Consider the following 23,219-nt stretch of genomic DNA (forward strand, 5'->3'; position numbering starts at 1 on the left):
TACGCACCGGATGGAGCATGTAGAGAACTGTGCCAGAACCTGACGATTTTGCAAAAGGGTAATGCGGTGCTGCAAGGGTCGCTGCGTGAATTGAAATCTCAATATCCACGAGAGCATGTCATCCTGCGCACGAGTGGAGATGTGGATGGTTTGGATCGCATCGCAGGCGTCCAATCCGTTTCCCGAACAGGAGACGGTTATAAACTGCACATTACGAATGAAGTGGCCGCACAGGATATCCTGCAGCTTGCGATGGCACAATCGACAGTTCAGCAGTTCGAGCTGAAGGAGCCGACATTGAACGAGATCTTCATTAAAGCAGTTGGAGGCGAATCTAATGCATAACCTGGGGACGGTCATTCGATTCACATTGAAGACGAAGATGATGACGAAGTCGTTCATCATTACAACGATTATTTTAGCACTCATTATGTCAGTTGGGGTTAATATTCCGTATCTGATCTCGCAATTTTCGAGCAATGAACCTACATCAATCGGTCTGGTACAGGGTGGAGAGTACCCGGACATTGTGAAATCATTTGAAGATCAAATGACGAAGCATGGCGGCAGCGACTTAAAGCTTGTTCCGTCTTCTTCAGAAGAGGAGCTGCGCAAGAAAGCGGAGTCCGGCGATCTGGAAGGATACTTGAAGTTCGAGCCGAAGAAGGACGAAGCGGGCAATGTGGAGAAGCAATCGTTCCCGCAGGTTGTATTCCAAGGCAAGGATGAGCTTGGACATGGCGATGAGGCGACGGTTACAGGTGCATTAAGTGCAGTGAAGACAGAGTGGCTCGTGAAGGATTCACTTACCGAACAGCAGAAGGCAGAGCTGAGCAAGCCGGTTATGATTGATACGCAGAAGATCGTGAAGGAAGGCGAGAAAGCGGAGGAAGAAAATCCGACACAAAAAGCGATTTCGATTATCGTTGTTATGGTATTGATCGTTCTGTTCTTCATGACGAATACGATGACAGGCAACATGATTGCATCCGAGGTTACGCAAGAGAAGAGCTCGCGCATTATGGAAATTCTCATTACAAGCGTATCGCCGCTCGCGCAAATGTTCGGGAAAATTATCGGCATGTTCATACTTGGACTGATACAAATTATTGTGTTCTTCGCTGTGGTTGTGATTAATCTGCTGCTGCCGCATAATTCAGCCCCACTGAAGGCACTCAACTTCGATATCTCGATGATTGATTGGACAGTGGTTGGTGGTGGATTGCTGCTCTATGTGCTTGGCTACTTCCTATATGCAACGCTGTTCGCAGCAGTAGGCTCGCTCGTTAGCCGGACTGAAGACTTGGCACAAGCGATTATGCCGATTACGATGCTATCGTTGGCGGCATTCTACATTGTAATGTTTAGCGTGTCGTCACCGAACACATTGCTGGTAAAAGCGACATCCTTTGTTCCATTCTTCACACCGACCTCGATGCTGCTGCGGATTGGTACGGGAAATGCAGCATGGTGGGAATTCTGGGTGAGCATTGCGATCTTGATCGTATCCATCCTGTTCTTCGGCTGGCTCGCTGCGAAGATTTACCGCACGGGCGTACTTATGTACGGCAAGCGCCCATCGTGGAAGGAACTTCGCAAGGCGATGAAGGCGTACAAAATATAGAGTGAACTTCAAACCACATTGTGAGTAATGGTTATAACTGAGACGGATACCACAATATTTGAGACAAATGAAGGCATAGATTTAAAATGATGTATATTCCTGATAAGCCATACCTTGGTTTATCAGGTTTTTTTCTATTCAACCAGCTTTCTTTGAGTGTGTTTCATTCAATTAATTACCGCGTGTGATAGTATGAAAATTGAGCGTTATTTGCCGCTCTATCCATGACATTCTCTGATAGAGGTGAAAACATGAAAGAGAAAAAAATCTTAGATATTAGACTCTTTGAAGAGATAGAGGGTTCCAAGTCGCTTCCTCATTATGCTGGGAAATCATATCAAATTGAAAATGAGGTTCATTCCATAGGTACAAGATTCGCGAGAAAGCTGCGGGAACAGGGCTTTATTACCAGAGAATTTGATCATGTATATATTGTGCTGACTCCCTTACTTGAAGAGCAAGTAATCATGGAATCAGAGCGGAGACCGGAAAAATGGATGAGGTATTTTTATGTAGGTGTTTCTGCTAGCTCTTTTAACTGCAAAACGAACCTGGAAAAAGAAGAATACATTCTTCAACTTATCTCAACCGTATTGAAAAAAATATCAATAAATGAAGCTCAAATGAGATTAGTAAGTGATATTTACTATTTATTGCTTACATCAGGAAGTGAGATCGAAATTACTCATCTATCTAAGGGCACGAGTAAATACAAAGTGACAATCACCTATCAAATTAGACCTTTACATAAGCAATCAACAGCAATCATTGAATACCATGATCTCATGAATAATGTGAGAAGGAAATCTGTATTTTTGGAATTACATATGTACGAAGATATATACTTCTTAGCGTCTTCGATAACGTTGAAAGATGGGCTTGTTTGCATCAAACCGAGGACGTCGCAAACTGCCAATTATCATATTAAATCATATGAGACTCCGATATTCATTCCTATAAATGATATTCCGATCATTGGCCCTTCTTTTTAACTGCTGCAGCAATCGTGATATGATAGAGGCAAGCAAGGAAGGTTAGGACGGAAGCATTATTGGGGGTTATTTGCTAATATGAGCACAAGTAAGCTATACATGAGCATTTATGAAGAGATTAAGGGAAAGATCGCTTCGGGTGAGTACGCACCGGGAACAAAGCTTCCTTCGGAGCATGAATTTTGCGTTATCTATGAGACGAGCCGGGGAACGATTCGTAACGCGCTCGATCTGCTTGTCGAAGAGGGGCTTGTCAATCGCCATCCTGGCAAGGGTGTATATGTGCTAGACAATAATGCCATCGCATTCTCGTTCGGCGGATTGGTCAGCTTCAAGGAAGCAAGCCAGAGCAGTGGGCAGAAGTTCGAGACGTCCGTACCTTATTTTGAGGAAATAACGATTACGGACAAGCTGCATGAGCGGACTAAGCTGCCATTGGGCGCAACAGCATATTGTCTGCATCGGGTGCGCGAGCTTGACGGAGAGCGCATTATTTTAGATATTAATTATTTTTTGAAGGAGAAGGTTGAGGGCCTAACGAAGGAAATTGCTGAGCGCTCGATATATGACTATATCGAACAGCAGTTAGGGCACAAAATAGGCTTTGCTCAGCGCGTGATCCAGGTGGAGCCTGCGACGGCCAAGGATCGGGAACACTTGATCATGAAATCGTACGGCTTCGTCGTCGTTGTGAAGAATTATGTATATATGCATGATGGTGAGTTGTTCGAGTACACGGAATCACGCCATCATCCTGAACGATTTGTGTTTACTGACTTTGCACGGAGACGCTGAAGGGGTTCTAAGCAACTTCGGTATATGGTAAAAAAGTTTCAAGCGCTACAGCGGGAGAAATACGAGATCGGAACTCCGATTCAAATGATAAAACAAACTGATTTAGCGAATTTTATAGTTGACGTAACTTAACGAAATAAAACAGCGGCAGTCTTGGATGAGAAAAAGAAATCCTAGACTGACCGCTGTTTTTTCACGATCTCCTAACCAACTTGTCTATACAAGTGTTTACAAACCTGTCTATACAAGTTATAATGGTCTCAACAAACGTGGAAGCGATTCCATTGGGGAGGTACATCGATATGGCAGTTGATCAACGTTCGGTTGAGCAGATTTTAGAAGCCATTGGTGGAAAAGAAAATATTTCTGCGGTTACGCATTGTGTAACGCGACTTCGCTTTGCTTTAAATGACGAAAGCATTGTTGATCAGCAAGCATTGGAGAAGAATGAACTTGTCAAAGGATCATTTGCGACGAATGGGCAGTTCCAAGTCATTATCGGTCCAGGACTTGTGCAGAAGGTATACGAGAAGCTGCTTGAGATTAGCGGCGGGGAACGAGCGTCCACGCAGGACATCAAGAATGTGGCGTCCAAGAAACTGAACCCACTGCAGCGTGCAGTGAAGGCGCTTGCAGATATCTTTATACCGATTTTGCCAGCCATTATTACGGCAGGTCTATTAATGGGGATCAACAATATATTGACCGGCAAAGGCATCTTCTTCGCGGATCAAGCCTTCATTGATGTATATGCCCAGTGGAAGGGTTTCGCGGAGATGATCAACTTGATCGCCAATACCGCCTTCGTCTTCCTTCCGGGGCTGATCGGCTGGTCGGCGGTTAAGAAGTTCGGCGGCAGTGAGCTGCTCGGGATTGTACTCGGCTTGATGCTCATCCATCCGGATTTGATGAATGCTTGGGCATATGGGGATGCAGTTGCGAATGGTACGGTACCGCACTGGAACTTGTTTGGTTTTGAATTCGAGAAGATTGGCTATCAAGGGCAAGTGCTTCCTGTACTTGTATCCGCTTTCTGCTTGGCTAAAATTGAGGGCTTTCTGAACAAGCGTGTGCCGGATGGCTTCAAGCTGCTGTTGGTAGCTCCGATTACGTTGCTTCTTACTGGATTTTTGTCCTTTATCGTGATTGGGCCGTTAACCTTCACAATCGGCAATGCTATCACATCGGCCTTCGTTGGAATTTTCGAGCACGCGGCTGTATTGGGTGGACTTATTTACGGCGGCTTGTACGGGCTGCTTGTCGTAACGGGTATGCATCATACATTCCTAGCTGTCGACTTGCAGCTCATCGCAAGTACGGGCAGCACGTTCCTATGGCCAATTCTCGCCTTGTCCAATATTGCGCAGGGCTCGGCCGCGCTTGCAATGATGTTCGTCTCTAAGGACGAGAAGCTGAAAGGGATGTCCGTGACCTCGGCAATATCTGCTTTCTTGGGTATAACCGAACCGGCGATGTTCGGGGTGAATCTGCGGCTGCGTTATCCGTTCATCTCTGCAATGATCGGCTCCGCTTTGGGCGCGGTCGTTATCACCGCTTTTAAGGTAAAGGCAGTGTCCATCGGCGTTGGTGGATTGCCAGGCTTCCTGTCGATATTCCCGCAGCAGTGGGTTCCATTCTTCATCGGCATGGCGGTGGCGTTGATAGTACCTTTCGTCATTACGCTTATTATCGGGAAGACGAAGCGTCAGGCATAATTAGGGCCTTAATAAGGATGCAATGAGCGATTCCTATATCGTACTAAAAATAAGAACTTCATGGTGGTGCAAGACAATGACACAACAATTGGAGCAGGAGTGGTGGAAAAAATCCGTCATCTATCAGATCTATCCGAAGAGCTTCAACGACACGAGCGGTGATGGAATTGGGGATTTGCAGGGGATTATCGACAAGCTGGACTATTTGAAGGAGCTCGGAATCGATGTCATTTGGTTGACGCCGATTTACGAATCCCCACAGAAAGACAACGGCTATGATATTAGTGATTATTACCGTATTCAGCCGGAATACGGCACGATGGATACGTTCGAGAAACTGCTGCAGGAAGCGCACGACAAAGATATCCGCATCATTATGGACATCGTTGTTAACCATACATCGACGGAGCACATCTGGTTCAAGGACGCTGCAAGCAGTACGAACAGTCCGATCCGCAACTACTATATTTGGAAGGATGGCGTAAACGGAGGAGAGCCGAACAACTGGCAGTCTAAATTCGGCGGCAGCGCCTGGGCGTATGACGAGAGAACAGGGCAGTATTACTTGCACTTATATGACGTTACTCAAGCTGATTTGAATTGGGAGAACCCGGTGCTGCGGGATAAAGTGTACGACATGATGCACTATTGGCTGAACAAAGGCGTTGATGGATTCCGGCTGGACGTTATCAATGTGATTTCCAAGGATCAGGACTATCCGAATGATACGCTGGCAACAGCTACGGCCGATGGACGCAAATATTACACAGACGGGCCGCGTATTCATGAGTTTCTGAAGGAGATGAATGCTCGTGTATTCTCGCAATATCCGCACATGCTGACGGTTGGCGAAATGTCGTCGACGACGATGGATAACTGCATCAAGTACACGCACCCGGATGAGCGCGAACTGAGCATGGTGTTCAACTTTCACCATCTGAAGGTCGATTATCCGAATGGAGAGAAATGGGTTAAGGCCGACTTCGACTTCCTTCAGCTTAAGCGGATCATGAGCGAGTGGCAGGTCGGCATGAATACAGGCGGGGGCTGGAACGCCTTGTTCTGGTGCAACCACGATCAGCCGCGGGTAGTATCTCGTTTCGGTGACGACGACGTCTACCGCGTGCAATCGGCGAAGATGCTCGCAATGACGCTACACTTGATGCAGGGCACACCGTACGTGTATCAAGGGGAAGAGCTCGGCATGACGAATCCGCACTTCTCGCATATTAGCGAGTATCGGGACATCGAATCGATCAATGCGCATCGCCTGCTGCAGAAGCAGGGCGTTCCCGAAGCGGACATTATGGCAGCACTGCAGCAGAAGTCGCGCGACAACTCGCGCACGCCAATGCAGTGGGATGCTTCGCATCACGGAGGCTTCACGACGGGTATCCCTTGGATCGGCTCGGCTCCGAATTATCAAGACATCAATGCCGAGGCGGCACTGCGCGATCCGGATTCGGTCTTCCATCATTATCGCCAGTTGATTGCACTGCGCAAGCAGTATGACATTATCGTGCACGGCGACTACCGCCTGCTGCTGGAGGACGATCCGAGGATATTTGCTTACATGCGAACACACGGATCAGAACAATTGCTCGTCATCAGCAACTTCTATGGCGAGGATGCGGAGTTCACGCTTCCAGTGGAAGTGTCGCTACACGGTGAAGCGCATATCCTTATCAGCAATTATAAGGATACACTGAGTACGATCCAGCAGCTCACGCTCCGACCTTATGAGTCTGTGGCCTTCCTTATCGGGAAACATAACTAGAGAATAACAGCAATGCTTGGCAGATAATCCTGCCGGGCATTGCTTTTTTTATAGAGGAGTAAGAGCGAAAAAAAGCAGACAGCTTCTTCTGACATCTTCTAATGAAGACAGAATCTTGTCAGTCGGCTGTCTGCTTGCTGGTTTGAAAATTAGGTTGGTAACGCCCTGTTTAATATCCTCTATATCCCGTTTGGGGAGTAGCATTTACATGTGAGACGTAATGTTGCGTATCGCTCACCTGTGGATACGTATGAGCCACATACCCCGCTGCATAGCTGGTTGGTGCAGTGTGTGTTTGATGGGCGAGACTGATAATTTGCTGCAATTGTTGTACAGCTGTTTGATGACCTTGAAGCGCAGTCTGAATCACATGGGCCGCATGCTGTTCGATTTTAGCAAGCTCCTGTAATCGCGCAGCGTTTTGCTGCTCTTGATGCAATAGCTGTTGGTATTTTTGCGATGCTGCATTGGTTTGTTGAATCAATTGTTGCGCAAGTTGTTCGATTTGCACGGTATTCGTATGTGTCATGGGGTCAGACTCCTTTTTATCCATAGTTTCGTATGGTTTCATCTCCCTTATATTGTCTAGCTTGCATGTTATTTATGCATCGTGGCATGGGCAATAAAGGATGAGGATGACATGCAAAGTGAGTTATTCGGGTTAGAGACCGACAGCAACAATCACAAAGATTAGATATAGCAGATGCGGAGATATCTAAGTTATTAATTTTGAACCTCCTTCATAAACCTTTGTTAGAACGATAAAGGAGGTCATCCCGTTGAATCAACCAGCGCTGTTTGAGCATCGCTTCTGGCTGCAAATTTTAGGCGATCATGCAAGATTCATCTTTAATGCGCTCTCCCCGAAAGAAACGTCAGATATACAGACTGCACAACAATTTATTCAAGGGTTCGATCAGCTTCTTCAACAAGCACGAGGGCTGCAATCAGATGCAGAGATCGGAACACTGAATCAGCAAGCCTACACGCTTACCATCAACCTGCGGCAATTTAAGCTGAGCATTCTTGAACGTCTGTTGCTTGGTCGCGTTACAATTGCGTTCACTCCGACTTTTATCAATCATATGGTGAATGAACTTGAGGAATACTTGCGTATTTTAACCAACTTATTGGAAGGAAAGCCGGTTCCCCAATTTGATGCACTGCACCACGATTTCCTTTGGTTGCCTGACGCAGCGGGTCATGCTGCATCCATTTCCAGTGATTTGGATTTTGTAGAAAAGCGATTGATTCAGAAAAGTAAGGATTTTGAAGAGCATTTTGAACAGTTTTATTTAAAGAGCATCGAAATGGCAGGGTATATGCGGACACAGCTTCGGGATTTTCCAGCGTTCCGCAGATTTCACACTGACATTGATGTGGAGATGAATTTGTTTAGGGCCTTCTTGAAGGAACTGGAGGATTTAGAGCTGTCGGCCGAGGTGCTTGATCGCATTTCGCCGCTTATACCAGATCATATGATGAGGGAAGAGTGCTATTATTTAATGAAGCTAGCTCAGTTAGGCTTAGTACCCGATCCGGAATGCAATCCAGATCATCCGAGAATAGATGAGAAGGTGTAATATGCCGCTGCAAAGCGGTTTTTTACGTTTCTCGAACTTCATTACGATTAAGCTATGCGCAACTCTTTCGGCTACTGATTCGTCTAACCAAGTAACTAGATAATGTAGGAGGCGATAACATGAAAACATGTATGGCTTTACTTATGTCTGTTATGCTGGCTTTTGGTAGTGGATCGAGTTCGTCGGCACAGGAGTCAGCTTCGTCACCCCATACAACGAATGAAAAGCTGGATGTAGCCAAGATGTATCGTGTTTCCCATGAGCTTATTATGGATGTTAACAGCGGACAAGCCGTGTTGGATGGGAGAACCTTATCTCTTGATAAGCCAATCATGAAAAACGGGCGTGTTTTTGTGCCTCTTCGCACACTGCGTGCAACAGAAGCTGTTGACCTATTGAAATTTGACGCTTCTACCCAGCAAGTCCAGGTCATCATGAATAGCGAACTGAAGCCTCCCTTTGAACAGCTTTTCTTTCGGATAGGCTCCGATAAGGTTTATATGGAAGATGGATCTGCCTTGCCTGGAACAACCATTGCTAAGCCTTTCATTGCCAAAGGCGTCACTTACATACCGATTCATGCCCTGACTTATCTGGGCGTTAGCCCAGCAACAGCAAAACAGAAGGTAACGCTGAAGTGGAGCAATAAAGTTATCGAACTTCTACAGCCTAAGTGGGAGACGGACAAGGACAGCACAACCTTTACGATGCTTTATCAAAAGGATATGAATATACCATCAGTCGCGACCGCCTTGAGCGGAGGAGGCTGGGTAGGGGGCAATGATCATGCCAAGGTCTTGAAAACAGACATTTCGCTTGATGGTCGGCAGTATAATCGAATCGAGTTTACCCTACCACTGCGTCCCGGGCCGAATGCGCTAAAAATTACAGCCGTGTCAGGTGGAGAGAAAACTCTTTCGGTTATGAGGAAAGTCTCGAATGAAAGTACGACCCCTATTCGTGTGTCCGATGAGGGAAAAAAATACATCGCGTTTGATCAATCTGCATCGGGTTATGTTCGCACACCGCAGGGAGGTTCAATCGACATTGCCGGTCGGATGGTAGCTGGTAACGAGAAGCTTGGAGCGCTTAGTTTCACCGTGCAGCAATATGATGACGAGCAGGCTGTAAAATCTAATCCTTATAAGGACATCAAGGAAGGGAAGATACCTATCCAAGAACAATCCTTTAAAGGATCGGTGAAGCTTCAGCACAAAGGATACTATCTGATTACACTGTATAGCGCCGACAATGTTCCGGCATTTGACCGCGGAGCTTGGGCAGGAATCGTTGTTGAAGTATATTGATGATAATTAAGAAAACCCTTGATCCGGTGATATTACCGAATCAAGGGTTTTTAGCTTACTATGCTTTTTCTTTCACACCGATCCAGATTTCGCTGTATACCTGATGCGGATCGGACATATCTCCGGTAAAGCAAATTTCAGGTACCTCGATTAACTCATAGGAAGATGAAGGCAGCCATTCGGAGGCGATTTTTGCCCATGTCTGCTGAAGTGTATGAGGGTAGGGACCGACTGAACTGAATATAGCCCATGTGCAGGCAGGCACTTCAACTACCTCAAAGCCGTCAAAATCAGCATCAAGCGTCGTAATCGATCCGATGAGATGATCTAGTTCGCCTTTTTCTTCATGACGGCCCTCTCCGAAATGGTAGGACGCATTGACCACAGTGGTGACTTCGGTGTTTCGATAGCTTTGCAGTTTTGTCCGCTGTTCTACGGTAATCGATTGAGCTAGCTTCATAATTTCAGAGTTCTCGCCCTCAAATACGATGGGCACGCGGCGCTTTACACCCACGAGCTTGAATGCTTCCTTTTGTTCGATCCGATAATTCATGTCGACTCCTCCTCGAATGGTGAGCTGGAAGGTCATGCGCGGAAATACTTTCAGATGCTTCAGACCCTTCACTTCCGAGGGAGAGATCCCAAGCCAATCCTTGAACGCCCTCGTGAATCCGTCTGCGGAATGGTAGCCGTACTTAATGGCGATATCTATTACTTTGACGTCGTTCTTGTGCAACTCCTGACTGGCCTGAGACAGCCTGCGGTTGCGGACATACGTGTTCAGAGACATACCGGCCAAATAGGAAAAGAGTCTTCGAAAGTGATATTCCGAGGTTCCTGCAAGCCGAGCCACCTGGGCGTAATCGATGTCCTGATCTAAATTGTCTTCGATATAGGCCAAAGCCTGATTCATATCCTTCAGCATATCCATGTCATGCCCTCCTTCCACTATCATTGTAGCGAGGTTAAACAATCAACATCCGACATTTCGCGTATGGAAATGGTCGTTACGTATGATCTAGAATATCCGCAATTATCGAATCAAGAAAGCTTGGAATTCCAGCATCCGAAGCTGTTGCTCCTAAATAAATCCCTAGCCAGTCAGCGGATGATTGGCCAGGGTTGTTTTTGCGAGTTCATCAATCTATGGCCACCGGATTCATAAATGGGTCGGTGTGGTAGTAAAGAAGTTATGTAGCATTAGACACCGATGTCTTGCGGCGTATGTTCATCGAAGATGGCTTGCTCCACAGCAGTAAATATAGACCGAACACAACCTTGATAACGCAGGTCGATATAAGCAAGCATATGGAAACTGATCGAATCGTCCACAATGCCGACAAGCGCATTGACGGATAAGAGTATTACAATGATGATCATGGAAACCAAATTTTATTATATAAATAGTTAGTTCTAAAATATAGTTTTTCTACTTAAAACTAAACCTGATTTACATTTGATGCTGCAAACAACATAGTTCGCACTGTTTTGCGTTCATAGGCTGCAATGTCAAAATACCTACTTTGCCATGGTAGGCCTCATCATCTTCCACGAAATGCATACTCAGGAAAGAGCGGGGCATATTACGGGAAGGTGATGAAAAATGTGGCAGGCGATTGCGCCTTATATACCAAGCTGGCAAGCGTTCGTGCAAGCGGCGATTGCAGGCATTGTTCCTTTTGCATTATCGAAGATTATGTCTATCACGATGAAGGATGAAGATGATCAGGGGAATCGGAAAGCCGAGACGGCTTACGAGGGGTTTGTAGGCCATTTTGAGGAGGATCTCAATAAGGTCAAGGAAGATATCGGCCAGATGGAGGATGTGAACATACGATTGTTCCAGCTTGGCTACACGACACAGCGTGCAGCGCTTGTGTTCGTTGGAGGGATTTCGGATCGGGACTTCATCGATAAGCACTTGCTGAAATCCTTGATGGGAGAGCTTCGGCCGCCATCTGAGGGGGGAGCAGTTGCTTCTCCTGATTATAAGTATACGAAGGAATATTTGATCGAGCATATTCTCCCTGTCGGATCGATGAAGGAGAATATGATTGTTAATGACTGTACGTACGATGTGTTGAAGGGCGATACGGCTTTGTTCATTGAAGGGCATATCGGAGCCATTATGTTCAATACGAGGAAGGTGAAGGTGCGCGGCGTGGACGAACCGCCATCTGAGGTGCTCGTACGCGGGCCAAGGCTTGGCTTCAATGAATGCCTTGTTGATAATATGACGCTGCTCAGACAGCAAGGTGAGAACAAGAAGCTCACGTTCATTCATCGCCGTGTCGGAACCCGGTTACAACGTGAGATGGTTGTCGCATACATCGAGGATATAGCGGATAAGCAGCTTGTTACCGATGTGCTGGATCGCATAAGCAAAATCGACATCGATGAGATTCCAGATACAAGCTATATTGAACAGCTGATAGAGGATAATTATTTATCTCCTTTTCCGCAGCTGCAGAGCACGGAACGGCTGGATCGAACCTTGTGTGCCTTGATGGAAGGACGGGTGGCGATTTTTCTTGAAGGCAGCCCGTATGCTGCGCTTGCACCAGCGACTTTCACCATGCTGCTTCAATCGCCTGAGGATTATTATGAGCGATGGATGGCGGGGACACTAGTTCGTTGTCTGCGGTATTTTGCGGCATTTGTATCGACTTTTGGCCCTTCCTTGTATATTTCCTTGATCTCGTTCCATCAGGGTCTGATCCCAACGAAGCTGGTATTGTCCATTGCAGGTACTCGTGTTGGCGTTCCATTTCCTTCGATCATCGAGGTGCTCATTATGGAGGTATCGCTGGAGATCTTGCGTGAAGCGGGTCTTCGTCTGCCGAAGCCGATTGGACAAACGGTTGGTATTGTGGGTGGTCTTGTCATCGGGGATGCCGCAGTTAGGGCGGGGATAGTCAGTCCGTTCATGGTCATCGTTGTTGCAGTAACGGCGATATCCTCCTTCGCTATTCCGCAATACAGTGCAGGTATTTCTTTGCGCATTTTGCGGTTCATCGCAATATTTTTTGCATCGATACTTGGCTTGTATGGCGTCGTTCTGTTCTTCTTGCTGCTATGCAGTCATCTAGTTAAGCTAAAAAGCTTCGGTGTGCCATACATGAGCCCCGCTGTGCCTTATCGCTTATCAGATTGGAAGGACTTCATTTTGCGTGCCCCGCTGAGGCTGATGAAGAAGCGCCCTAAGATGCTGGACACACAGAATCCAACTCGTGAGGAGTAAGCAGGATAGAAGGAGGTGTGGAGAACCATGAGTCAACCCATTGGATCAAATGAGAAAATTACGACACAGCAGGCCGCTGTATTTGTGGCCAATTATATACTAGGAGTGGGGATTCTAACGCTCCCTCGAACAGCAGCGGAGAAGGTGAAGACACCGGATATATGGCTGACCGTCATTCTCGGCGGCCTTGTTGCTATGGTAGCAGGCATCATTGTAGCGAGGCTTAGCCAACACTATCCGGGAAAGACCTTTTATGAATACGGTCAGCTTATTGTAGGGAAATGGCTAGGGACCGTGTTGAATGTATCGATCATTATCTATTTCATAGCGACATCCGGCAATATGGTGCGAGCCATGTCGGAAGTAATGAACCTGTATTTGCTCGAAGGTACTCCGCGCTGGGTGGTGATTATGTCCTTCCTGTGGGTTGGCATATACATCATGGTCGGTGGGGTAGCCGCGATTGCTCGTTTCTTCGAAATCGTATTTCCGCTAACGGTCTTGATTATTATGGGCTTGGCCCTGCTAAGCTTTAAAATTTTTGATGTAAATAATTTAAGGCCTGTGCTAGGGCAAGGGATAGGTCCAGTATTGAATGGTCTGAAGACGACAGGGCTTTCTTTCTCGGGCTTTGAGATATTGCTTGTACTGCAGGCGTATATGACAACACCGAAGAAGGCGGTTCGTGCAGTGGTAATTGGCATTCTCATTCCGATGCGTTTTTTATTTGGTTACGGTAGTGATGACAGTTGGAGCCTTGTCCATTCCTGGTGTAGTCAGCCGCACCTGGCCCACGATCACGCTGTTCCGCAGTTTCGAATATCCGGGGATTTTATTTGAACGATATGAATCGTTGCTGCTGGTCATTTGGGTAATTCAGATCTTCACTACATATGCGATTACACATTATGCGGCTGCACTTGGCATGGCACAAATGATGAAGAAGGATATTCGTCCGATGCTGTACTTGCTTATTCCGGTTATTTATATTGCCTCCATGTCGCCCAGAAATATTAATGATCTCTTCTCTATGGGAGATCGAATAGGCGACGCGGTCATGGTCATGTTCGGGATTTTACCTTCTATTTTGCTGATGATTGTGAAGTTGAGAAGGAGAATGGCGAGCGATGAGTAGGAACAAGAAGCGCCAGGACGTATCCTATCATTGCTGCAATGTTGTCTCAGATGCTGGACAATCAGGTAGGCATTTGCAGGAGGATAAAACAAGGAGATGCAAGCTGAGATTCATGCGCATAGCGATCATCTCACTTAGCATCCTGCTGCTCAGTGGGTGCTGGAGCCGAAGAGAAATCGAAGACTTGAGTATTACAGTAGCTGCAGCGCTGGATCTCGGCCATTTATCATCAGAAGAGCAGGAATTTGAGAAAAAAGGTGCGGCTTATGCGCGTAATCGGTGGGTCACCTTAACGTATCAAATGGCGAAGCCAGAGCAGTCTGGCCAAGAGGCGTCAGGAAATAAGAAAAAATATCAAAATGTGTCCCTGTCAGGGGATTCTTTATATCAGATTACGAGAGAAATTTCCTTGAAGGAATCGAAGCCAATATTCGGACAGCACTACAAAACGCTGGTCATCGGTTCAGATTTGGCGCAGCAACTGAATTTGCGAAATGTACTGGACTTCTTCATGCGGGAGCAGGAATTTCGTCCAAGCTGCTTGGTGTATATAAGCCGAGGGAAGGGGAAAGAGGTGTTGGATGTCAATCTCCCAGGAGACGTGCCAGCCTTTCGTTTGTTAGGGATATCTGATAATCGCTATCGAACGAATCGTTTATTGAAGCCCTTGTCTCTCACCAACTTGCTTGAGAAGTTGAATTCGATGACCAGTTTCATGCTACAGAATGTCGTCACGGCCAACGGGGAGCTGAAGCTGTCGGGAGCTTCCGTTATATCTGGCAAAACAGGCAAGCAGCTTGGTTATCTTGACGAAGAGGATATGGAAGCGGCGAACTGGATTCTGGGCGGCAGCAAGGGTGGGGTGCTAAAAAGTAAGGACGTCATCACTAACCAAGTATCTGTATATGAAATCACCAACGTGAAAAGTCAAATTAAACCGCATGTTGAAAATGGCCGCATATCTTTCGATGTAAGAGTGAAGTCGGACGGTCGGCTTGGCGAGCAAATGATTACCAATGGCAATGACTTTGACAATAAGTTTATTCGTCGCTTGGAAGAAGACGCTGAGAAGCAGATTAAGGAACTGGTGACCAAATTGCTGGATAAGCTGCAAAAGAAATATCACGCAGATGTGTTAGGGTTTGGCGACAAGATCCGCATCGCATATCCTCGGCTGTGGGAGCAAGAGAAGGAAAAATGGGATGAGACGTTCTCGACGATACCGATCCGGTATGATGTCAAAGTAACGATTAGAGAATATGGAACGACGAATATGAGAGCACGACAAGTAGAAGGGCGGGGTTAGTCGGATGCTCATCAATTCCTAGGTGGGTATTATATACAGTGAAAACCCTGCTCTCCAATTGTTACAATGAATGCACATATTATCTTTCGGATTTAAAATACATGTGTACACATGATTTGCCGCAGCACGTGCATTGGGGGAGAGAAGATGCAAATCATTCAAGGAACAGCCTTGCTGCTGCTTGTCCTATCTTTATTTAGCTTGTTCAGCTTCAAAGCGCCTAACGGAATGAAGGCGATGGGAGCCTTAGCGAACGCTGCAGTTGCCAGCTTCTTGGTTGAAGCGTTCCAGCGCTATGTTGGCGGTGATATGCTGCATCTGGAATTTTTAAGAGAGGTAGGGGTGACAGCCGGCGGCATGGGAGGCGTGGCTGCCGCTGCACTGGTGTCTCTGGCAATGGGAGTGTCACCTGTGTATGCGCTTATGCTAGGTGTTGCATGTGGCGGGCAGGGGCTGCTTCCTGGCTTTATCGCGGGATACGTCGTCTCGTTCCTGGTTAAGGCATTTGAACGGAAGGTGCCGGCAGGACTTGATCTTATCGCCAATATTGTGGTCGCTGCGCCACTAGTGCGTTATTTAGCGAAGCTTGTAAGTCCTATCGTAGATGCGACGCTGCTCAACATTGGCAGCATTATTTCAGCTACGGCTACAAATAATCCAATTATTATGGGCATTATTTTGGGTGGTGTGATTACAGTCGTTGCGACTGCACCACTTAGCTCCATGGCCTTAACGGCTATGCTCGGCTTAACAGGATTGCCGATGGCAATCGGAGCCTTGTCCGTAATGGGGTCATCATTTATGAACTTCGTGTTCTTCCATCGCATGAAGTTCGGTGACCGTCGTACAACACTTGCAGTCGCTATTGAACCTCTGACACAAGCGGATCTGATCTCAGCCAACCCAATCCCGGTGTATGTCACGAACTTCATCGGGGGCGCAGCCGCTGGGGTGGTCGTGGCGCTTTTCGGGCTGGTCAATGATGCGACAGGGACTGCAACACCAATTGCGGGGCTTATGGTGATGTACGGTTTCAATGATCCTTTTATGGTTACGATTACAGCTGTGTTATGTGCATTAGCTGGAGCTGGAGCAGGATTCCTTGGCTCGATTCTGTTCCGTCATTATCCGATTCGTACGGTGGCTGAGGTTCGGGGCACACATCCTATTCAGGTTGATTCAACCAGTGAATCAGCAATATAAATCGGGGAGAAGCAGGATCATGATGATCTGAACTCCCCCAATCTACAAGGCATGATATACGTTGATCAGGCGAGGGCGGAACTTGCGGATCTGATCGATTGAGAGTGTTTCCACATGGGAGACGCTCTTTTTCTTCTATATTCCCGTTTTTTTGTGTAAACTGAAAGGATACAGAATTTCGCGGATGCTTGCGATCGGACAGGTCTTGGAAGAGCATTGCCGCAGTAATGGAGGGTATTGACGTTGCAGCAACCGGACGTATCTGTGGACGACATCAACCGCTTAGCCGGTCAAATGAAGGAGCACTATTCGTACGCGACGCTGGAGCAGGGATGGCGCTATTACCGTAAGAATGCAGTATCCCATGTGCATGAGGACGTGGGAAAAGCTCGGGTGATCAGGGCTGAAGTGCATGAGACGGAACGCTATCATGTGAGCCTCCATATGAAACGTGTCGAGGCGAGTACTTGCACTTGCCGAACTGGGAATGAGTGCAAGCATAGGGCGGCGCTGTTCTTCCAATTATGCGAGGCAGCAGGGAAGAAGCCTGAACTGTACCTGTCTAATTTCCGTCAAGCCTTCATTGAGCTTGAGAGACAACGTACTGCTGCTCGCAAGCGTGAAGCACAGAAGGCTGAACGGGAGCGCCGCGTTAGAGCGAGTCAGATGACCTTATCAGCAGATGCTTCTGCCAAGGACTGGCATCTCTTATTTCATAGAAAATATGCACGGCCGTTTACAGACTTCCAATCCTCTGTAGTGGATATTACCAAGTGGGTTAAGGAGCAGCTGTACCGTGACAGCGAAGCGATGGCAGAGCAGGTGCGCACGCTGCTGCGCATGCATGTGCAGTTGTTCTTGATTCAGCAATTGGCTGAACGCTATGCGCAAGCTGCGCGAGGCTACCATTCTCGCGATATTTCCGCTGATGATGCTGTTCGTCCTTGTATGGAGGAGCTTACAGAATTAAGCCGCCGCTTCGCCGGCTCTAAGCTACCAAAGGCCTTTAAGGAACATCTTCGTCACTTAGGTGTCGTGGCAGAGCAGGTGGCTCTATCTGAAGAGGAGTCTCCTGTAGATAGACTGGCTGCCTTTGCGCTCGTGTGGTCGGGGGTACTGAACGATCCCGAAGAGCTGCAGCTTGAGCGTACACGGCTTAAGGAGAGGTTGAAGCCGTTATCCGAGCTTCGTCCCCGCCTGCGTGATTCAATTCGGGTCGCGCTTATCCATATTGAATCGTTGCTTGGCTGTGACGAAGATGCAATCGCTCATGTGCATTCACTCACTTTCTATAATGAACCTGAGCGATTTGTACAGTATGCTAACGCTCGGATGCACAGTGGAGATCATGAGAAGCTGCTGATGTGGTTGAAGGCGCTGGCTCCGATGGTCAGCCAATCCCGGCAACGAGAGCATTTGGAACGGTATTGGATGTTGTGGAGACAGGCTTATGATGCACACGTAGGTATGCATCAAGAACTTGATTCGCTGTTGCTGGCGCTGCTGCCTGGTATATACCCGTATTTGTCTTCTTTCCTCCTAGAGCAGGGAAGATATCGTGATTGGGCTGATATTCAGATCGCACGCCGCATATCGCCCGAGGAGGCAGATGCGGCTGAATGGAGGCAAGTCGCTGCCGCGGCGCCAGACATGTTGCTGCCGTTATATCATCAGGCCATTGAACGGCATATTGAGGAACGTAATCGTGATCAATACAGGATAGCGGTTACCTTGCTGCATGAGCTTCGTTCGATGTATGAACGCAAGGGCTCTCTTCCAACGTGGGAGCGGTACATGGATAACTTGCTGGAACGGTATTCTCGGTTAAGAGCATTTCAAGAAGAGTTGAGAGGAGGGGCACTGCTAACATGATCGAACAATCGCCTTGGAACGTGGAATGCTTGAGACGAAGCGACGGTACATTCCTGTTATTTCATAGTGGAATGAGGCGGGACGTGCGAACACTGAAGCATCTGTTGTTCGGTTGGCATGCTCCTTCCTTCTACGGTACGATGCTCCCTGTAGAGGGAGAGGGGCGTATTGAAGGGATTGTTGTTACCGCAGCTGAAATGCTGGAGGTGATAGCGATGACGCCGCACGTAGGTTGGACAGAGTTGAAGTCAGGAGACAGCTTCCGCATTCTAAGTGAGATGGCTAAGCTGTATATGACTCTGCTGCAAGAGGGGCGATATGAGCCGTCTTACGCCAAATGGAAAGCGGGTGCATTCGGCTGGGAACTGCTGCTAAGCGAATCAGAGCAGAAACAGCAGCGCGAATTACTTCACCAAGCGCAACAGATCGAGCATCCCGAGCTTGTCCATTGGTTCGATGTGTTGATGACAGAACTGCTATCGGATAATCAGGAGCGAGACTCATTGCGCTCTGCCGCTCTGCGTGCACGCCCAGAACTGGAGGAGCTGCGCATTCCCCTGCAATCATCGCAGTGGACGGGGGAGCAAGATTGGCTTGAAATGATAGGCTGGACCCGAGATGAGACGCCCTTCCGTGTCGTGCTTCGTATTGATGAGCCGGAACAGGAGCGGCTGCCTTGGGCGCTTCGCATCTTGCTGCAGGACAAGATGGATCCGAATGCTCAAATTGCATGTGTATTGAGCGAGTATAGGATTGATGGCGAGATCAGGAGTCAAGTGAAGGCAGCTGCTGGAGATTTCCCGGAAGAATGGAGGCCATTCCTCCAAGAGAGGCTGACTCGAGATATCGGAAAGGTGCTGCAAATCGCCCCTTGGCTTGAGGATTCCGGGGTTAGCCGGAAGCTTCTATTGGAGCAGCCGGAACGCACTAGTATGCATGAGACAGAAGCAGGTTTGGAAATGAAGCAAGAAGATCAAGGGGACACAGAGAGCCGTTCTCTCCAATTGAAGACGAAGCTTGGCGAAGAGGATGCATGGCGCTTCTTAGCTGAGGGAAGCCTTCAGCTAGCAGAGGCTGGGTTCCGGGTCATTGTGCCTGCTTGGTGGCAGCGTGTGCGCCAGATGAGAACTCGGCTAAAGGCGAGGATCCCTTCTTCCGCAGGTTCCTTCTCCGCTTCTGCGATGGGATTGAATCAGATGATTCAGTTCGATTGGAGACTCGCGGTTGGTGACGTGCACTTAAGTGAAGCGGAATTCCGTCAGCTCATCGAACAAGATCGCAGGCTTGTTCAACTCCATGGCCAATGGATTCAATTGAATCCGGATGACGTGAAGGAAATTCGCCGCTTGATGAAGCAAGTCGATAGCGGTGGGATGACATTCGGCGAGGTGCTTGAGCATCATATGGCCATGGAACGGAAGCGTCTGGAGGAAGGGCTGCTGGATGAAGATATTGAGCGTGACAATAGCCTACAGCTTGAACTGGAACTGAATGAGCAGTTGCAACATTGGCTAGGCATGCTTCAGCATCATGAATCGATCCCACCTAGTGAGTTGCCGGTAGGATTGCAGGGAACACTGCGGAAGTATCAGGCTGATGGATATTCTTGGCTAATGTTCCTTCGTCTATTCGGCCTTGGTGCCTGTCTTGCGGATGATATGGGGCTTGGTAAGACGATACAATGGATAGCCTATGTTCTGAGAGTGAAGGAAATGGAACCGGCGTCAGGGGCTTCTCTATTGATTTGTCCAACTTCACTTATTGGGAACTGGCAGAGAGAGTTGGAACGATTTGCGCCGGATGTTCGAGTGTATTTGCATTATGGTGCTGACCGAATCCGGGATGAGCGATTTGCAGAGGAGATTCGTATGGCTGATGTGGTCATCACAACGTACACGTTGGCCTTGATGGATCGTGAGCTACTATGGCCAATCATGTGGAACTCGCTATGCTTGGATGAGGCGCAAAACATTAAGAACCCTTATGCGAAGCAGTCTGCAGCCATTCGGAAGCTGCGCGCGAAGCACCGGATTGCCTTGACAGGTACGCCAATGGAAAATCATTTGACGGAGCTGTGGTCGATCTTTGATTTCGTAAATCCAGGATATTTGGGTACGTTGGCACAATTCCGAAGAACGTACGTGAATCCGATCGAACGCAGTCGAGATGCAGAGTGGACGAAGCTTGTACAGCGACTTGTGCAGCCATTTCTGCTGCGCAGGCTGAAGCGGGATCCTGAGATTCAGCTTGACTTGCCGGATAAGAATGAATCGAAAGTCTACGTTCCTCTGACCGCAGAGCAAGCTTCGGTGTATGAGCAGACGTTGCAGACGCTGTTCGACGATCTGGATCGACTCGATCCAATGGAACGAAGGGGCAGAGTACTCACTGCGTTGACGAAGCTGAAGCAGGTATGCAATCATCCATCACTTGTGCTGCGAGACCGAGTATCTGGACGGGATTCCGCTCGTTCAGGTAAGCTTACACGCCTGCTAGAGATGCTGGATGAGCTGCAGTCGACGGGAGAGCGGAGTCTCATATTCACACAGTATGCCGAGACGGGCAAGCTGTTGCAAGAGGTGCTGGAGCGAAACATGAAGGAGACCGTTCCGTTTCTGCATGGCAGTGTGCCGAAGGCAGAGCGGGATCGCATGGTTCAGCGCTTCCAGGACGAGTCACTTCCAGCAGAAGAACGTCCGCGCATCTTCATCCTGTCGCTAAAGGCTGGTGGGACGGGACTGAATTTAACAGCTGCCAATCATGTGTTCCATTACGACCGCTGGTGGAACCCAGCGGTGGAGAATCAGGCTTCAGACCGGGCATACCGTATTGGGCAGACACGGAATGTGCAGGTGTATAAGTTGATTGCACTCGGCACGTTGGAAGAGCGAATAGACGATATGATTGAGCAGAAGCAAACTTTGAATGATCAGGTAATTGGCGGAGGAGAGAAGTGGATTACAGAGCTGTCCCCAACCGAATTGAGAGAGTTGTTCGCCTTAAGGCGGCATGTCATGGAGTAAGGGATTTGTCCTCATTCCTTTGCGTGGAATGGTCTGCATAATTTTTCTAATTATACAGACAATAATGTCCATGAGGAGGATGATGGACATGTGCAGGAGACTTTCGATTTCCACTGATCTATCAGAGATTGAACGGGCATTTGGAATTGAGCAGGTGCTCTACCCTTATCAACGGCGCTTCAACATTAGTCCGACGCAGACGGTGCCGGCTATTAGGGAGCTTGAGGGTAGACGTGTGTTGGATGAATATCGGTGGGGGATGGTACCCTTCTGGGGCAAGGATTCACTGAATGCTGATATTTATTCCATTCATACGAATTCAGCATACTGGAAGCTGACAGAGCGACAGCGGTGCATCATTCCGTGCAGCGGGCTCTACTATTGGCGGCAGGAAGGCAAAAAGAGTTATCCCGTACATGTGGTGCTTCGCAAGCAAGGGATCTTCGGCGTAGCAGGATTGTACGAAGTATGGCGGGACGCACAAGGAAGAGTGCAGCAGACTTGTACGCTGCTAATGGCGCGTTCCAATAAGCTAATTGCAGAATTCGAGACACGTATGCCAGCTATATTGGATCCAGAGGAGGCCGATGCGTGGCTTCGCCCAGTCTCGATTGAGATTGAGGCGCTTGCCAGACAACTGCGGCCCTATGCTTCGGAACGGATGAGACTATACCCGGTTACCTCGCTGATTGAGAATGAGCTATATGATCATTCGGACTGTATTCAGGAATTGGATGTAAGGCTTGGCCGGGTGAAGGCCTGACAGCAGGGAAATAGGGCAGATGACGGTTCAGGATGTAGATGAACAATATAGCGATGAAAATAAGGAACAATGCTCAGCAAAACAGCCTTGACTCGAACAATCGAGTCGAGGCTGTTTTGCTGAGCGGCCCTTATGGTAAAGTGGCTGCTGCTGGACATAGAATACAGATAAGGGATACAGGTAACGGGGTACAGATAACTTCTCCCCTGCCATACACCGTGAACATGCTATAATAGCTTCTACAGAATTGGAGATTGATGAACGTACATGGGGAGAGGGGAGATTTCCATGCAGCGTAAGCCTTACCCGGAATGGTCATGGTCGCCGTCGCGGCATGTGCTGTTCGAAGAGTGCAGACGCAAGTATTACTATCATTATTATGCATCGCACAATGGCTGGTTTCGTGATGCGCCGCCATTAGCCAGACAGGCTTATCAACTGAAGCAGATGACGAACTTGCACCTCGTATTTGGAGAAGCGATGCATAAGATGGCAGAAGCTGCATTGATGCAGATGCATCAATCCGGTCGGGTGATGGATGCGGAGGATATCGTCCGGCGAGTACGCAATCTATTGAATCAGGCATACACCGATTCACTCGATGTGGAAGCGTGGAAGGAACTGCCGAAGCAGCGTACAATGCTGCATGAAATGTACTATGGCGGACAATTGCCAACACGAACGATTGAGACAATCAAGGCTCGGATTCCGATATTGGCCGACCGATTTCTGAATAGTTTTAGTGTTCATCAATTTAGAGAAGACGCGGGCGTCCGGCTAATGGAATTGGAGCGCTTGAATACCATATTACTAGCAGACACGAACGTATACGTGAAGCTGGACGTGATGTTCCGTCAGGATGACCAGTACATTATTGTAGATT

At 48.0% G+C, this 23,219-nt stretch carries 17 protein-coding genes and 2 pseudogenes; 16 read left to right on the plus strand and 3 right to left on the minus strand.

Annotated elements, in window-relative coordinates; translation table 11 throughout:
- From AZ66_RS13150 to treC, 6 genes and pseudogenes are all read left to right on the plus strand, one after another.
- A pseudogene (locus AZ66_RS13150) lies at positions 1 to 345 on the plus strand (ATP-binding protein DrrA1-3 family domain-containing protein); the annotation flags it as partial.
- Entirely contained in the window at positions 338 to 1,624 is a 1,287-nt protein-coding gene (locus AZ66_RS13155) for an ABC transporter permease (protein ID WP_044355274.1), read from the plus strand. The pseudogene AZ66_RS13150 and the gene AZ66_RS13155, both read left to right, overlap by 8 nt.
- Before the next feature lie 251 nt (positions 1,625 to 1,875).
- Positions 1,876 to 2,616 (plus strand): hypothetical protein, encoded by a 741-nt coding sequence (locus tag AZ66_RS13160; RefSeq protein WP_044355275.1) that lies wholly within the window; start codon positions 1,876 to 1,878, stop codon positions 2,614 to 2,616.
- A 78-nt stretch (positions 2,617 to 2,694) separates the two neighbouring features.
- The gene (treR, locus tag AZ66_RS13165; protein WP_044355276.1) at positions 2,695 to 3,411 is read left to right on the plus strand and encodes a trehalose operon repressor; all 717 of its coding nucleotides are present in this window, start codon (positions 2,695 to 2,697) and stop codon (positions 3,409 to 3,411) included.
- A 302-nt stretch (positions 3,412 to 3,713) separates the two neighbouring features.
- Positions 3,714 to 5,126 carry a PTS system trehalose-specific EIIBC component gene (treP, locus tag AZ66_RS13170; protein WP_044355277.1) on the plus strand — a complete coding sequence of 471 codons (1,413 nt, stop codon included), beginning with the start codon at positions 3,714 to 3,716 and terminating at the stop codon, positions 5,124 to 5,126.
- A gap of 76 nt (positions 5,127 to 5,202) precedes the next feature.
- Positions 5,203 to 6,903 (plus strand): alpha,alpha-phosphotrehalase, encoded by a 1,701-nt coding sequence (gene treC / locus AZ66_RS13175; protein WP_269433079.1) that lies wholly within the window; start codon positions 5,203 to 5,205, stop codon positions 6,901 to 6,903.
- Between the two features lie 169 nt (positions 6,904 to 7,072).
- Here treC and AZ66_RS13180 read toward each other — a convergent pair whose 3' ends face one another.
- A complete protein-coding gene (locus AZ66_RS13180) occupies positions 7,073 to 7,432 on the minus strand; it encodes a hypothetical protein (protein WP_044355278.1) in 360 nt (119 codons plus the stop codon).
- Positions 7,433 to 7,682: 250 nt separating this feature from the next.
- On the opposite strand from AZ66_RS13180, the gene AZ66_RS13185 reads away from it, so the two are divergent.
- Positions 7,683 to 8,486, plus strand: a complete 804-nt coding sequence (locus AZ66_RS13185; RefSeq protein WP_044355279.1) for a DUF2935 domain-containing protein — start codon at positions 7,683 to 7,685, stop codon at positions 8,484 to 8,486.
- Positions 8,487 to 8,605: 119 nt separating this feature from the next.
- Positions 8,606 to 9,793 carry a stalk domain-containing protein gene (locus AZ66_RS13190; RefSeq protein WP_044355280.1) on the plus strand — a complete coding sequence of 396 codons (1,188 nt, stop codon included), beginning with the start codon at positions 8,606 to 8,608 and terminating at the stop codon, positions 9,791 to 9,793.
- Between the two features lie 58 nt (positions 9,794 to 9,851).
- Here AZ66_RS13190 and AZ66_RS13195 read toward each other — a convergent pair whose 3' ends face one another.
- Both AZ66_RS13195 and AZ66_RS13200 read right to left on the minus strand, forming a co-directional pair.
- Complete coding sequence (locus AZ66_RS13195; RefSeq protein ID WP_044355281.1) at positions 9,852 to 10,724, minus strand: AraC family transcriptional regulator; 873 nt, start codon at positions 10,722 to 10,724, stop codon at positions 9,852 to 9,854.
- A gap of 269 nt (positions 10,725 to 10,993) precedes the next feature.
- Positions 10,994 to 11,173 (minus strand): hypothetical protein, encoded by a 180-nt coding sequence (locus tag AZ66_RS13200; RefSeq protein WP_044355282.1) that lies wholly within the window; start codon positions 11,171 to 11,173, stop codon positions 10,994 to 10,996.
- Positions 11,174 to 11,396: 223 nt separating this feature from the next.
- Here AZ66_RS13200 and AZ66_RS13205 point away from each other — a divergent pair, with 223 nt between their 5' ends.
- The 8 genes and pseudogenes from AZ66_RS13205 to AZ66_RS13245 all read left to right on the plus strand — a co-directional run.
- Complete coding sequence (locus tag AZ66_RS13205; RefSeq protein ID WP_044355283.1) at positions 11,397 to 13,034, plus strand: spore germination protein; 1,638 nt, start codon at positions 11,397 to 11,399, stop codon at positions 13,032 to 13,034.
- Positions 13,035 to 13,061: 27 nt separating this feature from the next.
- Positions 13,062 to 14,169, plus strand: a pseudogene (locus AZ66_RS13210) (GerAB/ArcD/ProY family transporter).
- Positions 14,162 to 15,475, plus strand: a complete 1,314-nt coding sequence (locus AZ66_RS13215; RefSeq protein ID WP_082061570.1) for a Ger(x)C family spore germination protein — start codon at positions 14,162 to 14,164, stop codon at positions 15,473 to 15,475. Before AZ66_RS13210 ends, AZ66_RS13215 begins: the two are co-directional and overlap by 8 nt.
- A gap of 147 nt (positions 15,476 to 15,622) precedes the next feature.
- Positions 15,623 to 16,678: a PTS sugar transporter subunit IIC gene (locus tag AZ66_RS13220; RefSeq protein ID WP_044355284.1), complete on the plus strand. Its 1,056-nt coding sequence runs from the start codon at positions 15,623 to 15,625 to the stop codon at positions 16,676 to 16,678.
- 243 nt (positions 16,679 to 16,921) lie between these two features.
- Entirely contained in the window at positions 16,922 to 18,550 is a 1,629-nt protein-coding gene (locus AZ66_RS13225) for an SWIM zinc finger family protein (RefSeq protein ID WP_044355286.1), read from the plus strand.
- Positions 18,547 to 21,573, plus strand: a complete 3,027-nt coding sequence (locus tag AZ66_RS13230) for a DEAD/DEAH box helicase (RefSeq protein ID WP_044355287.1) — start codon at positions 18,547 to 18,549, stop codon at positions 21,571 to 21,573. The genes AZ66_RS13225 and AZ66_RS13230 overlap by 4 nt, the downstream gene beginning before the upstream one ends.
- Before the next feature lie 88 nt (positions 21,574 to 21,661).
- Positions 21,662 to 22,336 carry an SOS response-associated peptidase gene (locus AZ66_RS13235; protein ID WP_044355288.1) on the plus strand — a complete coding sequence of 225 codons (675 nt, stop codon included), beginning with the start codon at positions 21,662 to 21,664 and terminating at the stop codon, positions 22,334 to 22,336.
- A 288-nt stretch (positions 22,337 to 22,624) separates the two neighbouring features.
- The coding region (locus AZ66_RS13245; protein WP_044355290.1) for a PD-(D/E)XK nuclease family protein at positions 22,625 to 23,219 on the plus strand (595 nt) is incomplete at its 3' end.

It is taken from the genome of Paenibacillus sp. E194 (genome assembly GCF_000935845.1).
GTDB lineage: Bacteria > Bacillota > Bacilli > Paenibacillales > Paenibacillaceae > Paenibacillus_B > Paenibacillus_B alvei_B.

Bases quoted from the DNA above. Each gene is read 5' to 3' on its own strand.
- AZ66_RS13155 (WP_044355274.1), top strand. From the start codon at position 338: ATGCATAACCTGGGGACGGTCATTCGATTCACATTGAAGACGAAGATG.
- AZ66_RS13160 (WP_044355275.1), top strand. From the start codon at position 1,876: ATGAAAGAGAAAAAAATCTTAGATATTAGACTCTTTGAAGAGATAGAG.
- treR (WP_044355276.1), top strand. From the start codon at position 2,695: ATGAGCACAAGTAAGCTATACATGAGCATTTATGAAGAGATTAAGGGA.
- treP (WP_044355277.1), top strand. From the start codon at position 3,714: ATGGCAGTTGATCAACGTTCGGTTGAGCAGATTTTAGAAGCCATTGGT.
- treC (WP_269433079.1), top strand. From the start codon at position 5,203: ATGACACAACAATTGGAGCAGGAGTGGTGGAAAAAATCCGTCATCTAT.
- AZ66_RS13180 (WP_044355278.1), bottom strand. From the start codon at position 7,432: ATGACACATACGAATACCGTGCAAATCGAACAACTTGCGCAACAATTG.
- AZ66_RS13190 (WP_044355280.1), top strand. From the start codon at position 8,606: ATGAAAACATGTATGGCTTTACTTATGTCTGTTATGCTGGCTTTTGGT.
- AZ66_RS13195 (WP_044355281.1), bottom strand. From the start codon at position 10,724: ATGGATATGCTGAAGGATATGAATCAGGCTTTGGCCTATATCGAAGAC.
- AZ66_RS13200 (WP_044355282.1), bottom strand. From the start codon at position 11,173: ATGATCATCATTGTAATACTCTTATCCGTCAATGCGCTTGTCGGCATT.
- AZ66_RS13205 (WP_044355283.1), top strand. From the start codon at position 11,397: ATGTGGCAGGCGATTGCGCCTTATATACCAAGCTGGCAAGCGTTCGTG.
- AZ66_RS13215 (WP_082061570.1), top strand. From the start codon at position 14,162: ATGAGTAGGAACAAGAAGCGCCAGGACGTATCCTATCATTGCTGCAAT.
- AZ66_RS13220 (WP_044355284.1), top strand. From the start codon at position 15,623: ATGCAAATCATTCAAGGAACAGCCTTGCTGCTGCTTGTCCTATCTTTA.
- AZ66_RS13230 (WP_044355287.1), top strand. From the start codon at position 18,547: ATGATCGAACAATCGCCTTGGAACGTGGAATGCTTGAGACGAAGCGAC.
- AZ66_RS13235 (WP_044355288.1), top strand. From the start codon at position 21,662: ATGTGCAGGAGACTTTCGATTTCCACTGATCTATCAGAGATTGAACGG.